Origin of the sequence: Pseudogemmobacter hezensis (genome assembly GCF_013155295.1) — a bacterium.
In the GTDB taxonomy this organism is placed as follows: domain Bacteria; phylum Pseudomonadota; class Alphaproteobacteria; order Rhodobacterales; family Rhodobacteraceae; genus Pseudogemmobacter; species Pseudogemmobacter hezensis.
The window spans coordinates 53,236-67,172 of sequence record NZ_JABJXT010000020.1 but is presented as its reverse complement, the minus strand read 5'-3'; the positions used below and the strand labels follow the sequence as shown (position 1 = coordinate 67,172).

Genomic DNA, 13,937 nt, shown 5'->3' with positions numbered 1-13,937 from the left:
TTCCGGTGGTGCCCGCCGCGCCTGCGCTGGATGTCACCATTGATGACGTCACCACTCCGGTTGATCCGGCGACGCCCGGCAACACGACGCTGACCGGGACGGTCACCGATCCGACCGGGACCGGCACCGTGACGGTGACGGTTGGCGGCACCGACTATCCGGCGACCATCAACTCCGATGGCACCTGGACGGTGGACGTTCCGAACGCCAGCTTTGACGGAAACCCCGTTGAGGCCACCGTCACCCGTGGCGGCGAGACGGCCTCGGACGACACCCCTGTTCCGGTGGTGCCCGCCGCGCCTGCGCTGGATGTCACCATTGATGACGTCACCACTCCGGTTGATCCGGCGACGCCCGGCAACACGACGCTGACCGGGACGGTCACCGATCCGACCGGGACCGGCACCGTGACGGTGACGGTTGGCGGCACCGATTATCCGGCGACCATCAACTCCGATGGCACCTGGACGGTGGACGTTCCGAACGCGAGCTTTGACGGCAACCCGGTTGAGGCCACCGTCACCCGTGGCGGCGAGACGGCCTCGGACGACACCACGGTTCCGGTGACCCCGCATGTCAGCGTCGATTTCGTGACCGATGCGGATGGCGAGGTGACCGGCCTGGTCGTGGCGTTCGATCAGGCGCCCTTTGACAGCAACGGCAATCCTCTGACCACCCCGGCCCAGATCGCCGCGCTGCTGGATCTGCAGGGGGTCACGCTGGGAACGGGGACATCCTCGAACGGCGGGCTGATCTGGACCTTCCCGGCCACCCCGGCCCAGGCGGCGGCGGGCGACGATGTCGCAATGTCGGCTGAGATTGCAGATGGCACCTATCAGAATGCGGGTGCGGTTGCAGGGGTCGGCGAAAGCGACACCGCTACGGCGATTGCCCCGAATGCCACCGTCAGCATCGCGGATGATGTGCTTTCCGCAACCGGCCCGACCACGGTGACCTTCACCTTCGACAAAGAGATCGATCCTTCAACCTTCGATCCGGCAGCGGATGTCACGGTGCTGGTCGGCGGTCAGCCTGCGGGAACGCCTGGCAGCTTTGGCACGCCCTCGGCGCTGGTCGACAATGGTGACGGCACCTGGAGCATCACCGTCGACTATACCCCCGACGCCTCGCTGCGCGGTGAGACCGTTTCCATCGAGCTGGGCAATGGCAGCTATACCGGCGTCAACGGGCTGAGCGGCTCTGGCGCCGAAACCGGAACCGCAGTGCCGGTCAACCGCCCGCCAAGCCTGGTGATCGAGGTGGATGAGGATGCCGTTGGTTACGATGCTGGGCCGAACCTCTCGGGGAATACGGTTGGTACTTACTATGATTATGGCAGCCAGTGGACATCGAGTGGTGGCGCTATCTCGCCGACGACATATAACGGCTATCTCAACATGAATGCGGATGGCGGATCCCACAGCGCCACCCTGAACAGCACTCCGAACCTTAATCCAGGCGATGCGCTGCAGATCCAGATGAGCTGGAACAACGGTTGGGGCGCGGGCAACTCGGGCGGTGCGTCGACGCTGGTCTGGTCTTATGGCGGCGATGTCTTTGCCACCATCACGACGCCTGAGCCGGGCGCATCCGGTCCGAGCTGGGGTGATCCGTTCCCCGCAGACTCGCTTTATGCCACGATCACTCTGGCAGCCGGGGTCGAGATCTCGATGGATGGTGGCCAGACCTGGAGCAGCGGCCCGGTCGACTGGAAAACCTGGATGGAGCATACCAGCCAGGATAATAGCTGGAGTGCCGCAGATGCTGACTCGCTTCTGTTCCGCTTCCCCGATGGCCAGCTGGATGACGCAAAGCAGATCAGCTTTGACTGGACGGCCGCAGGCGGCACCGCCGATGACTTCCAGGTGGTCGGCCTGAATGTGATGTCGCCGCAGGGTGGCGCGGGTGCGCCGGGCGCGGGCGATATCAGCTATGACCCGGATGCGGCAGGCGCAGACCCGACGGCGGCGTCGCTGAAACCGCTGGCGACAGTGACCATTCAGGATCCCGATGATGATCTTGAGGTTACCGGCGTCACCATCTCGATCGGCGGTGCAGGCGCACAGCCCGAGGATCTGGTCTGGCTTGCTGGCATGAACGCGGCCAGCGGTTCGCTGACGTTGTCGGGTGGCGAGGTCACTTACAGCTTCGCGGATGGCACGCTGACGCTGACGGCGGAGGATTTCGACGTCTCCGACTGGAATGCGCTGCTGAAGGGGCTGAACTTTGGCACCACCAGCGATGTGGCCGGGCTGCGCGAAATCTCGATCACCGTCACCGACGGCATCGAGGACAGCAATACCGAGAGCTTCTCGATCGACGTGAAAAGCGGCGCGGACAGCCTGCCCTTCGATCCGAACGGATTGCAGCCAGCGCTGGCCTTCGCACCGCAGGACGCCGAGCTCTTTGGCTTTGCCGCGTTTGAGGCGGCAGAGGATCAGGACGAGGATGCAGCCGACAGCGATCTGCCGCAGCTTTCGCAGCTTTTCGTGCAGGAAGATCCGGCGCTGGCCTTTGCGGGCGAGACGGCTGACAGCCGTCCCGACCCGGTCGGGACCACCGACTTTGAGCCGGTTGCCTTTGAGCCGGGCCGCTCGGCGCTTGATGATGCGCTGGAAAGCCTCAGCGATTATTGATCCCAAATGGCTGGCCCCGGATGTTCCGGGGCCGGTCTGACAGCCTGTGTGCCCGATGCGTAGTTCTGAACGATCAGCCCCTGAACAGGCCACGCCATCCCCATCTGCGGGATGGCTTTTTGCCGTGACGCGTATCGCGCGGCACTACCGGATCGCCCTCTCGCCGGAGCAGCTGCGCGTTGAATCGACCTGGGCCAGCGCGGCCGATATGCCAGAGCGGCTGGCGCGGCTGGCCGGGCTTAGCTGCCATGAGGCGGGCCTGCGCGATATCACGCCCTTGCGGCTGCCGCTGGCTGTCAGCTTTGCCGATGGGCAGACCGGGGTGATCGAAACCCTGCAAAAAGACGGCTATGGCATCGCGCTTGCGGGAGATGGTGGCGCGGTCACGCCTGTCTCGCATCAGGATTTTGCGGCGCTTTCACCGAAGATCCATGCGCTGCGGCCCGCCTTTGATGCGCCCGATGCACGGGTCGATCACCATGCCGGGCCCGCGCGGCGCGACTGGCTGCGCGAGATCCTGATGGCCGATCTGCGGCCCTACCGCGCCATTATGCTGGCCTCGCTGGTGACGAATATCCTGTCGCTTGGCGGCATCCTTTTCTCGATGCAGGTCTATGACCGGGTGGTGCCCAGCCAGTCGCTGAACACGCTTTATGTGTTGTTCGGCGGTGTGGTTCTGGCGCTGATCTTTGGCCATCTGATGCGCATTGCGCGGGCGCGGATCACCGATGCCAATGCCAAGGCCGCCGATCTTGTGATCTCTGACCGGGTGTTCAGCCATGCGATCCGGGTGCGCAATTCGGCCCGCCCGCGCTCGACCGGCACCTTCATCTCGCAGCTGCGCGAGCTGGAGCAGGTGCGCGAGATGATGACCTCGACCACGGTGGCGGCCGTGGCCGATGCGCCCTTCTTCCTGCTGTTTTGCCTGCTGTTTTTCTATATCGCCGGGCCGCTGGTCTGGATCCCGCTGACGGCCGCCGCGCTTTTGGTGCTGCCCGGTTTTCTGGCGCAGCGCCGCCTGCGGGCGCTGGCCGAGGAAAACAGCCGCGAAAGCGCCCTGCGCTCTGGCATGCTGGTTGAGGCGGTCCAGGGGCTGGACGATCTGAAATCGCTGCAGGCCGAGGCACGCTTTACCCATCAGTGGACCCATTTCAACACCGTCACCGCCGAATCCGGCAAGCGGCTGCGCGATCTGACCAATCGCCTTGGCACCTGGAGCCAGACCGTCCAGACCGGGGTTTTCGCGGTGGTGATCTTCTTTGGCGCGCCCCAGGTCATGGCCGGCGAGATGAGCACCGGCGTGCTGGTCGCGGCCTCGATGCTGTCGTCGCGGATGATCGCGCCGCTGGCCTCGGTGACCCAGATCCTTAGCCGCTGGCAACAGGCAAAGGTGGCGCGCGAGTCCCTCGATGGGCTGATGGAGCTGCCGCTTGATGCCCCGCCGCAGGCGCGGCGCATCCATAAGCCTCTGATCCGTGGCGCTTTCCGCCTGAAAGACGCGGTCTTTGGGCATGATGGCGAGACCCCGGTTCTGAGGGTCGCACAGCTTTCCATCGCCCCGGGCGAGCGGATCGGCATTCTCGGCCCGAATGGGTCTGGGAAATCGACGCTGCTGGCGGCGCTTTCGGGCCTGCTGGAGCCGATCTCGGGCGAGGTGCGGCTGGATGATGTCACGCTTTCGCTGCTGGATCCGGCGGATGTGCGGCGTGATATCGGTTTCATGGGGCAAAACGCCCGGCTTTTCCACGGCACGCTGCGCGAGAACCTGACGCTGGGTGCGCCGATGGCCAGCGATGAGGCGCTTTTGAAAGTGGCCGATCAGCTGGGCCTGCTGGCTTTTATCCGCCAGCGCAAGGATGGGCTGGAAAGCATGGTCCAGGAGGGCGGCCTTGGCCTGTCAGGCGGGCAACGCCAGGGGCTTTTGCTGGCGCGGCTTTTGCTGCGCAGGCCACAGCTGCTTTTGCTGGACGAGCCGACCGCCGCGCTGGATGAAATGGCCGAAAACGCGGTGATCAACACGCTGGCGGCCCGTGATCCGGGCCAGGGCGTCATCATCGCCACCCACCGCCCGGCGGCCCTGCGCATGGTGGATCGGCTGATCGTGGTCAGCGGCGGTGCCATCGCGCTTGATGGCCCCAAAGATGAGGTGCTCGACAGGCTGCGGCGCGGAAAGGGGGCGGCATGACCACCCTGACCGGCCAAATGCCCGCCCCCGTGCAGCGCGAATACCGGCTGGTGACGCTGGTCTCGCTGATGCTGGCCAGTTTCCTGCTTTGGGCCTGGATCTTCCCGCTGGCTGAGGTTTCCAGTGGCACGGGCCAGGTGGTCCCCACCTCGCGTGAGCAGCTGATCCAGTCGCTTGAGGGCGGGATCCTGGCCTCGCTTGCGGTCTCTGAGGGCACGCTTGTGGAAAAGGGCCAGGTGCTGGCGCAGCTGGATCCGACGCGCTCGGTCTCGAACGTGGCCGAGGCCGCGGCGAAATACAATGCCGCGCTGGCGGCGTCTGCCCGGCTGCGGGCCGAGGTGGAAAGCGCCTCTGAGGTGGTCTTTCCTGCCGATCTCGCAGACCGCCCCGAATTGCGCGCCAATGAACTGGCGCTTTTCAATTCGCGTCGGGCGGGCCTGGAGGAATCGATCTCGGGCCTCAGCCGCGAGCTGGAGCTGATCCGCGAAGAGCTGGCGATCACCACGAAACTGCAGGCCTCGGGCGCGGCCAGCCGGGTCGAACTGATCCGCCTGCAACGCGAGGCCGCCCGCACCGAGCGTGACATCGCCCAGCTGCGAACCGATTACCTGGTGCAGGCGCGTGAGGAATTGCAGCGGGTGAATGCCGAAATCGAGGTGCAGCATTCGATCATCCAGGGCCGCAGCGATCAGCTGGCACGGCTGACGATCGTCGCGCCGATGCGTGGCGTGGTCAAGGATATCGCCGTCACCACCATCGGCGGCGTGGTGGCCCCCAATGGCCAGCTGATGACCATCGTGCCGATGGATGACCAGCTGATGATCGAGGCGCGGATCTCGCCGCGTGACATCGCCTTCATCCATCCCGGCCAGCAGGCGCAGGTGAAGATCTCGGCCTATGACTATGCGATCTTTGGCGGCCTGACCGGCGAGGTGGTGACCATCTCGCCCAATACGGTGCGCGATGAGGTCAAGCCTGACCAGCTTTTCTACCGCGTCTATATCCGCACGCTGTCAAACGAGCTGACCAATGCCAATGGCCAGCGCTTTCCCATCGTGCCGGGCATGATTGCCACTGTCGATGTGCGCACGGGCGAAAAGACTGTCTGGCAATATCTGATCAAACCCTTCAACCGCGCGCAGGAAGCCCTGCGTGAACGCTGATCCCGGCCCCCAAAGGGGCCCCAAAACCTTTGTCGAGCATAAGAAAGAGGACCTGACGATGATCCGTACCCGCCTTTACCAAACCGCCCTTGCAGGGGCTTTCGTCGCGTTTGGCCTTGGTGCTGCGCTTGCCGATGTGGCGGGGCTGAACAATGTCGCGCCCGAGGCAGGCTTTGACAATGTCAGCCGCGCCTATAGCGAGATGGACGAAAAATATGCCCGCAACGGCGCGGTCCGTTCGCTGGCTGAAGTGCGCAAGCTGCGCATCGGCAGCGACAAGGCGGGCGCGGTGCGTGCCTTTGGCCAGCCGGTCTCGGCGACGCGCGCGGGGGCGTGGAATTTCGATGTGCGCCTGCCGCTGGTTGGCCGCAATCAGCTGGTCTGCCAGGTGCAGGTGACGTTCGATGACCAGGAGCGCGTGGCCTCGACCACCTGGCGGCGCCCGCAATGCGCCGATCTGGTCACCGGCGCAGCAAAGCGCGGCTGAGCGATGGCGCGGGAACAGGTCTCTGGCGATGCCAGCCGCCGGGCTTTGCGGCCCCGTGTGGCGCTGTGGGGCTGCCTTTTGCTGGCGGCCTGTTCCAATGAGCTGCCCGATGGTGCGGCGCGCCTGCTGATGGAGCGCGCCGACCAGCAGCAGGCCCTGGCCCCCGGCAATGGCAGCGGGGCCGTTGACATGGTGCAACGCGCCCTGGTGCTGCACCCGGATGTGCGCCAGAAGGCCAGTCTGATCTCGGCCGGGATCGACCAGATCCGCGTCGAGCGGGCGGCGATGTTCCCCAGCCTTGGGATCTCGCTGATCGGCGGCTTTGGCACCGGCGGGCGCGGCGATCCCGATATCGAGCTGGGCGGCCAGCAGATGGTGATGGATTTTGGCCGCTCAAAACGAGCGGTCAAAGGGGCGGATATCGAGCTGCAGATCAGCTATCTGACCTTTCAGAAAAGCGTCGATGCGGCGGCGGTGGAAACCCTGACCGCCTATGATGATGTGAACCGCCTTGCCGAAGTGCTGGCGATCCGGCGCGAGCAACTGGCCGAAATGCAACGGCTTGAGGCGCTTTTGGCCGAAAGGATCGAGGCTGGCGCGACCAGCGCCCCGGATCTGCTGGAGGCCCGCAAGCGGCTGCAGCAGGTGGGCTTTACCGTCCACGATGCCGAGCTGCGCCTGGCCGAGGCCCGCGACAATCTGCAGCGCCTGACCGGCCTGCCGAAAGGCGGCCCATTGCCTGCCCTGGGTGGCAGCTGCGTCCTGCCGCAAAGCGGGACCGACAATCTGCGCATGGCGAAGCTGCAACAGGCCCGCGCCATCCTTGCGCATCAGGAGGCCGAGCGTGCCAGACTGCCCCGGATCTCGCTGAACCCCTTGGCCAGCAAGCCGGTCGCGGGCGGCGATACGGTGCTGGGGGTGAATGTCAGCGTCGGCTCTGACCTGCTGCAAGGCGGTGCCATCTCGGCGCGCGCCCGCGCGGCGAAATCCTTGCAAGAGGCCAGCGCCGCCGCCGTCGAGGCCGCGCAGCGCGAGGAAACCCTGACCGCGCATCGGCTGCAGCGCCAGATCGCCTCGGGGCAGCAGCGGATGAAGATGCTGACCGCGCAGATCGCCCTGCTGACCGAGGTCAGAGAGCTGTATCGCAGCCAGTATTTCGATCTTGGAACGCGCCAGATCACCGATCTTCTCGACAATGAGGACGATTTCTATACGGCCCGCGCAGGCCTGGTCGAGACCCGCTCAGAGATCGCCCTTAGCCGTGTGGAATGCGCCGCCGCCGATCATTCGCTGCGCAGCGCGATGCAGCTGGAGGGCCGCTCGCTTTATGGTTTCCCGCTGGCCGAGGATCCGGTGTCAAAGCCGGCCCCGGCACCCGCGACGCCAGCTGCGGCAAAGCCTTGAGCCTGCGCCGGCGAAGCACGCGCCTGGCAGGCGGCCCGGCTCAGGGGCCGATATGAAGCGCCGCCGCCTCGGTGCGCGAGCTGACATCCAGTTTCGCCAGGATTTCGCGCACGTGGTAATCCACCCCGCGCTTTGTCAGCTGTAAGATGATGGCGATTTCGGCATTGGTCTTGCCCATCCGCATCCAGTCGAGGATTTCGCGCTGGCGGCTGCTAAGCAGCTTTAGCCCCCGGATCGCCGGGGGAGCTGCGGCCTCGTCCGGGCCAAGGGCCGCGCTGCGCAGCCGTGCGGTCTGGGCCAGGATTTCCGCAGCTGGCAGCACGGCCTCGGGGTTGTGATCCCGCGCTGAGCGCGAGGCCATGAACAGGGCGCTGTGTTTCCCATCGGCCTCTGGCAGGGGCACGGTCAGCCCTGCGGTCACGCCTTCGGATCGCAGAAACGCCAGGAAAGCCGGGGCCGCCCTGCCCGACCAGCGATCTGTCGACCACAGCAAAGGCGCGGCCCGCTCGGCGGCAAGCTGCAGCAGGGGGTCACGTGCCGCCCAGTTGTCGTCATTATAGCGCCTCAGCCTGGTGGCGTCGAAATTGGAGTAGGTCGGAGCCTGCATCAGTTCGTGCGGGGATGCCTTTGACAGGCTGAGGTTGAAAACCTCGAAGCCCAGGCATTGGGTTGCCTGCATCAGGGCTGAGGTGATCTCGCCATGGTGCCGCGCCGACGCAATCCTGCCCACCAGCGCTGCCACATCTGCCAGCCCGGCAATGGCATTGCCGACTGCTTTGCCCAGAGGCGGGCTAACGCGCAGGGCGTTGGCCTTGTCTATGCTTATCAGCCTGGTCATTCAGTCTGCCCCCGGTGAAAGTCACCGGCCTTTCGGCATTTTGCCCGTTTGATGCGGCGCCTGTTGGCGGCACCGCGCAAGGTGATGCTTCGTTTTTGTTAAGGTTGGTTAATACAACTTGCAGTGGTTATCGCAATAGGGCGCATATCATTATTGATCCTGATCAAAATCACGGCATCCGGCGGGCACTCTGCAATCGCGGGGCGGCACTGACCTGGTCCTGGTTGACAGGCGGATATGATATGTGTGACATGATATCACAAAATTGCACCTGCAAGATGATGCCCCATCCTTAATCCCTGCCTGGCCCCAGACCTGCCCGGCGGCGCTGTGGCTTTGCCTCGGGAAGGTTCAGACGCTGTGACCTGCAAGCTCGGAAATACGGGGCAGCATAGCCTCGGCGGCGACAGAGATGTCGTGCACCATCGCGGCCCGCGTCGCGGCCGCGTCGCCGCTGGCGAGACCCGCAAGAAGCATCCGATGCGCGTCATTGGCCACCGCTACATAGCGCCCCGAGGCGAAAAGCTCGTTCATATAGACGCCGACCTCGCCCCAGAGGTTCTCGATGATCCGCAAGAGCCGCGGGGAATGGGCGGCGCGATAGATGGTGAAATGAAAGCGCTGGTTCAGCGCGACATATTCCTTCAGCCGCCCCTCGGTCAGGGTTGCGTCGATCTGGCCCGCCAGCGCCGTCAGCTCGCGCAGCGCGTCTTTGGTGATATGGGCAACCGCCAGCTCGGCCGCCAGGCCCTCCAGCTCGCAGCGGATGCGAAACAGCTCGGTGAATTTGGCGACATCCCAGTCTGGCACCGCGATCGAGCGGTTCGGCTGCATGACCAGAAGCCCCTCGCCGACCAGGCGCTGCAGGGCCTCGCGCACCGGGGTGGTCGAGATGCCATAGGTCTCGGCCAGGTTGCGCAGCACCAGAACCTGACGCGGCGCAAAGCGTCCCGAGATCAGGCCCTGCTTGATCGCATCATAGGCCTGGTCGTTCAGCGCTTTGTATTCGAGGCGTTGGTCCATCGGGGTCTGTCTCTGCCTGTATTTGCCGGATCTGGGCAAGCCGGGCGGGGCGGCACCGGGTTTTCGCAGAAAAAATGCCTGCTAACGCCCGATAAGACAAGCCTTTCCTTTTTCAGCACGATGGAGATCCAGACGTGAATCCCGACGCCTCTTCCGCTGGTGAGACCCTCAATGCGCCGCCCCCGGCGGTGAGCGACACCGAGGCGGCAGAGCTTGCCCGCCGCCATTTCGGCCTTTCCGTCAGCGCGGTTTCGCCCCTGACATCCGAGCGCGACCAGAACCTGCGTCTGACCGATGAGGCCGGGCAGAAATGGGTGATGAAACTGGCCAATCCTACCGAAGAGCCGGTGGTGACCGACTTCCAGACCCAGGCGCTGCGCCATGCGCTGGCGATGGATCCAGGCCTGCCGCTGCCGCATGTCCGGCAAAGCCTGTCGGGGGAATTCATCCGCCCGGTGCCGCTGTCTGATGGCCGGACCTCTGCGATGCGGGTGTTCAGCTGGGTTGAGGGCCAGCCGCTGGTGCATGCCCCGTCATCTGCCCTGCAGCGGCGCAATCTGGCGCTTTGCCACGCCCGGCTGACCCGCGCCTTTCAGGGCTTCAGCCATCCCGGCCAGCATCTCTGGCTGCAATGGGACAGCAGCAATATCGACCGCTGCGCCGGGCTGATCGGCGATATCGAGGGCGAGGACAACCGCGCCCGCGTCGCAGCCGTCTTGCAGGATTTCGCGCAGATCGCAAAGCCCGCAATGGCGGGGATGCGGCGTCAGGTGATCTATAATGACCTGAATTTCCACAATGTTCTGGTCAATCCGGCAGCACCCGATCAGATCACCGGCATCATCGACTTCGGCGATATCGTCACCGCGCCGATGGTCAATGATCTGGCGGTTGCGGCCTCTTACCAATTCGGCACGACCGGCGATTGCCAGGCGGCGGGTGAGTTTATCGCCGTCTGGACCCAGGCCTTGCCGCTGACTGAAGCCGAGATCGACCTTCTGCCGCTTCTGATCGAGGCACGCCTTGCGCTGACCCTGCTGATCACCTTCTACCGGGCGCATCGCTACCCCGAAAACGCCCCCTATATCCTGCGCAACAACCAGCCCGCCCGCGCGGCACTGGCGGTGCTGCGCAACCGCCCGGCAGCGGAAAACGCCGCCTGGATCCGTTCCGTCACCCATACCGCTGAAAGGACCGCATGATGAGCACCGCTGACACCGCGATGGCCAATGCCTGGATCCGTGGCGCAGCACCGCTGCCCGCAGAAACCGAACATATGATCGGAAAGCGGGAAGGTCTGCTCGGCCCGGCTTACCGTCTGATGTATCAGGAGCCGCTGCATTTCGTGAAGGGCGAAGGCGCCTGGCTGATCGCAGCCGACGGGCGGCGCTATCTGGATGCCTATAACAACGTCACCTCGCTGGGCCATTGCCACCCGCGCGTGGTTGAGGCCATCGCCACCCAGGCCGCGACGCTGGCGACAAATACCCGCTATATTCAGGACGGTATCCTGCGTCTGGCGGAAAAGCTGCTGGCGACCATGCCGTCCGAGCTGGGCCATATGATGCTGACCTGCACCGGCAGCGAGGCCAATGATCTCGCCACCCGGATCGCCTGCGCCTATACCGGCGGCACCGGCATCATCGTAACCGAGACCGCCTATCACGGCATCACCGGCACGGTGGCGCAATATTCGCCCTCGCTGGGGCCTTCGGTGGATCTGGGGCCGCATGTCGCCCTGGTGCCCGCGCCCGGCGATCCCGGCGCTGAAGGCCCCGAGGGCTTTGGCAATGCGGTTCGGGCGGCAATCGCGCGGCTCCGCCGTCACGGCATCCGGCCCGCCATGCTGATCGTTGACACGATGTTCACCTCAGACGGGGTGCGGGCGGGGCCTGCGGGCTTCCTCGCCCCCGCCGTCCAGGCGATCCATGAGGCGGGCGGGATCTTTGTCGCCGATGAGGTGCAGCCCGGATTTGCCCGCACGGGCGAGTGTTTCTGGGGCTTTCAGCGCCATGGCGTGGTGCCCGATATCGTCAGCATGGGCAAACCCATGGGCAATGGCCATCCGGTCGCGGGCATCGCCATTCGCCCCGAAGTGGTCGCTGACTTCGGCAGGAACGCCCGTTATTTCAACACCTTCGGCGGAAATTCCGTGTCCTGCGCGGCGGCGCTGGCGGTGCTGAATGTGATCGCGGATGAAAATCTCCAGGACAACGCGCAAAAGATGGGGGCGCGGATGATGGTGCGGCTTCAGGATCTCTCAGCGCGCTATCCGCTGCTGGCAGACCTGCGCGGCGCGGGCCTGATGATCGGCGCCGGGATCTGCCGCGACGGCCAGCCCGATCGCGCCGCCACCGCCCGGATCGTCAATGATATGCGCCAGGCGGGGGTGCTGATCAGCTCCTGCGGACGCGATCACAACGTGCTGAAAATTCGCCCGCCGCTGATCGTAACTGAGGCTGAGATCGACCTTTTCGCCGATACGCTCGGCACTGTTCTTGAAGGGATTGCGCAATGACCGACGGCTGGCGCGTGCGGGCTCAGGCCCCGTTTGACTGTGAAAAGCAACCGGCGCGGGCGGCGGGGGGGATGGTGGTCTCAAACCATCCGCTGGCCTCGGCGGCGGGGGCAGAGATGCTGGCGGCGGGCGGCAATGCGATTGACGCGGCGATTGCGACGCTTTTCACCCTGACCGTGGTCGAGCCGATGATGGTCGGCATTTTCGGCGGCGGCATGGCCAATATCCGCATGGCGGATGGCACCCATGTCGTGCTGGACGGGCAAAGCCGGGCACCGCTTGGGGCGCGGCCCGACCTCTATCGCCCGACGGGCCTTGGCTATGAAACCGAGGGTCGCGCCAATACCCATGGCGCAACGGCCGTTGCCACGCCCGGCACGCTGCGCGGCTGGTGCGATGCGCTGAAGCGCTTTGGCACTATGGCGCTGGCCGATGTGATGGAGCCTGCAATCCGCCACGCGAAACGCGGTTTCACCGTCACGCCCTATCTGGCCGCCTGTCTGGCTGAGGCGCTGCCCGACCTTAACGCCGATCCTGCCGCGCGTACGGTGCTGACCCGTGACGGGGCGGCCTTGCAGGCGGGCGAGCGGCTGGTGATGGCCGATTACGCGGCAACCCTGGAAGAGATCGCGGCGCAGGGGCCGGATGCCCTTTACCACGGGGCGCTTGGCGCGAAGATCATCACGGCGCTGAAGGCAGCGGGCTCGGTCATGGATCAGGGTGATCTGGCGGCGGTCGAAACCATCACCCGCGAACCCCTGCGCGGCCAGTTCCGCGGGCATGAGATTATCGGCCCGCCGCCGCCCTCGGCCGGGGGGGTGCATGTTATCCAGATGCTGAACATCCTCTCGGGATATGACCTCGCGCAGATGGGGTTTGGCAGCCCCGACGCCGCCCATCTGACCGCCGAGGCGCTGAAGATCGCCTTTGCAGATCGCGCCGTTTCGACCGCAGATCCGGCCTTTGTCGATGTGCCGGTGGCGCGGCTGATCTCGGGGGAATATGCGTCGGAACGGCGGGCGCTGATCGACCAGGGCAAGACCCGGGCCTGGGTCGCGGGCGTAAGCGCCGGGGCAGCTGAAGCGCATACCACCCATGTCTCAACGGCGGATCGCTTCGGGAATATCGTCTCGACCACCCAGACCATCAATGCGCTGTTCGGGGCGCGGATGATCATCCCCGGAACCGGGATTATTCCGAACAATTACATGGCTTTGTTCGATCCCGTTCCAGGCCGCGCCAATTCCATCGCGCCCGGAAAACGGGTGACGACCTCAATGGCCCCGACCATTGTGCTGCAAGACGGCAAGCCGCGCTATGCCATTGGCCTGCCGGGGGGATTGCGGATTTTCGGCTCGGTGATGCAGGCGCTTTTGAACCTGCTGGAATATGGCATGAGTCTGCAGGAAGCGGTCGAGGCGCCCCGCCTCTGGACCCAGGGCGATGTGCTGGAGCTGGAAGAGGGTTTCCCCGCCGAAACCGAGGCCGCGCTGCAGGCGAAAGGCTGGCAAACCCTGCGCCTGCCGCATGTCGGCGGCGGCATGTGTGCGATCCGCTTTGACGCGGACGGGATGGAGGGCGCGGCCTGCTGGCGCGCGGATGGTGTGGCCCTTGGCATGGGCGGCGGGCTGGCGCGGGCGGGCACCCGCTTTTGGCCAGACAGCCCCGCGGGGCGCTGAGCGA

10 protein-coding genes are annotated in these 13,937 nt (G+C 65.2%); 8 read left to right on the top strand and 2 right to left on the bottom strand.

What is annotated here, in order from left to right:
• The 5 genes from HOY34_RS17885 to HOY34_RS17865 all read left to right on the top strand — a co-directional run.
• Positions 1–2,636: hypothetical protein (locus HOY34_RS17885; RefSeq protein WP_172365376.1), on the top strand; the 2,636-nt coding region annotated here is incomplete at its 5' end.
• 124 nt (positions 2,637–2,760) lie between these two features.
• Positions 2,761–4,821, top strand: coding sequence for a type I secretion system permease/ATPase (locus tag HOY34_RS17880; protein WP_216654826.1), 2,061 nt, complete (start codon positions 2,761–2,763; stop codon positions 4,819–4,821).
• On the top strand, positions 4,818–5,984 hold the full coding sequence (locus HOY34_RS17875) for a beta-barrel domain-containing protein (RefSeq protein ID WP_172365373.1): 1,167 nt from the start codon (positions 4,818–4,820) through the stop codon (positions 5,982–5,984). The genes HOY34_RS17880 and HOY34_RS17875 overlap by 4 nt, the downstream gene beginning before the upstream one ends.
• Positions 5,974–6,471 (top strand): hypothetical protein, encoded by a 498-nt coding sequence (locus HOY34_RS17870; RefSeq protein WP_216654825.1) that lies wholly within the window; start codon positions 5,974–5,976, stop codon positions 6,469–6,471. The genes HOY34_RS17875 and HOY34_RS17870 overlap by 11 nt, the downstream gene beginning before the upstream one ends.
• A 3-nt stretch (positions 6,472–6,474) precedes the next feature.
• A complete protein-coding gene (locus tag HOY34_RS17865; RefSeq protein ID WP_172365369.1) occupies positions 6,475–7,875 on the top strand; it encodes a TolC family protein in 1,401 nt (466 codons plus the stop codon).
• A 40-nt stretch (positions 7,876–7,915) separates the two neighbouring features.
• Here HOY34_RS17865 and HOY34_RS17860 read toward each other — a convergent pair whose 3' ends face one another.
• Together HOY34_RS17860 and HOY34_RS17855 are read right to left on the bottom strand one after the other, a co-directional pair.
• The gene (locus tag HOY34_RS17860) at positions 7,916–8,713 is read right to left on the bottom strand and encodes an autoinducer binding domain-containing protein (protein WP_172365367.1); all 798 of its coding nucleotides are present in this window, start codon (positions 8,711–8,713) and stop codon (positions 7,916–7,918) included.
• Between the two features lie 351 nt (positions 8,714–9,064).
• The gene (locus HOY34_RS17855; RefSeq protein WP_172365366.1) at positions 9,065–9,736 is read right to left on the bottom strand and encodes a GntR family transcriptional regulator; all 672 of its coding nucleotides are present in this window, start codon (positions 9,734–9,736) and stop codon (positions 9,065–9,067) included.
• Positions 9,737–9,870: 134 nt separating this feature from the next.
• Between HOY34_RS17855 and HOY34_RS17850 the strand changes: the two genes are divergently transcribed.
• From HOY34_RS17850 to ggt, 3 genes are read left to right on the top strand one after another with little or no spacing between them, the layout of a single operon-like run.
• Positions 9,871–10,938 (top strand): phosphotransferase, encoded by a 1,068-nt coding sequence (locus tag HOY34_RS17850; RefSeq protein ID WP_172365364.1) that lies wholly within the window; start codon positions 9,871–9,873, stop codon positions 10,936–10,938.
• A complete protein-coding gene (locus tag HOY34_RS17845) occupies positions 10,938–12,254 on the top strand; it encodes an aspartate aminotransferase family protein (RefSeq protein WP_216654824.1) in 1,317 nt (438 codons plus the stop codon). Before HOY34_RS17850 ends, HOY34_RS17845 begins: the two co-directional genes overlap by 1 nt.
• The gene (gene ggt, locus HOY34_RS17840) at positions 12,251–13,933 is read left to right on the top strand and encodes a gamma-glutamyltransferase (protein ID WP_172365360.1); all 1,683 of its coding nucleotides are present in this window, start codon (positions 12,251–12,253) and stop codon (positions 13,931–13,933) included. Before HOY34_RS17845 ends, ggt begins: the two co-directional genes overlap by 4 nt.
• Positions 13,934–13,937: the final 4 nt, after the last annotated feature.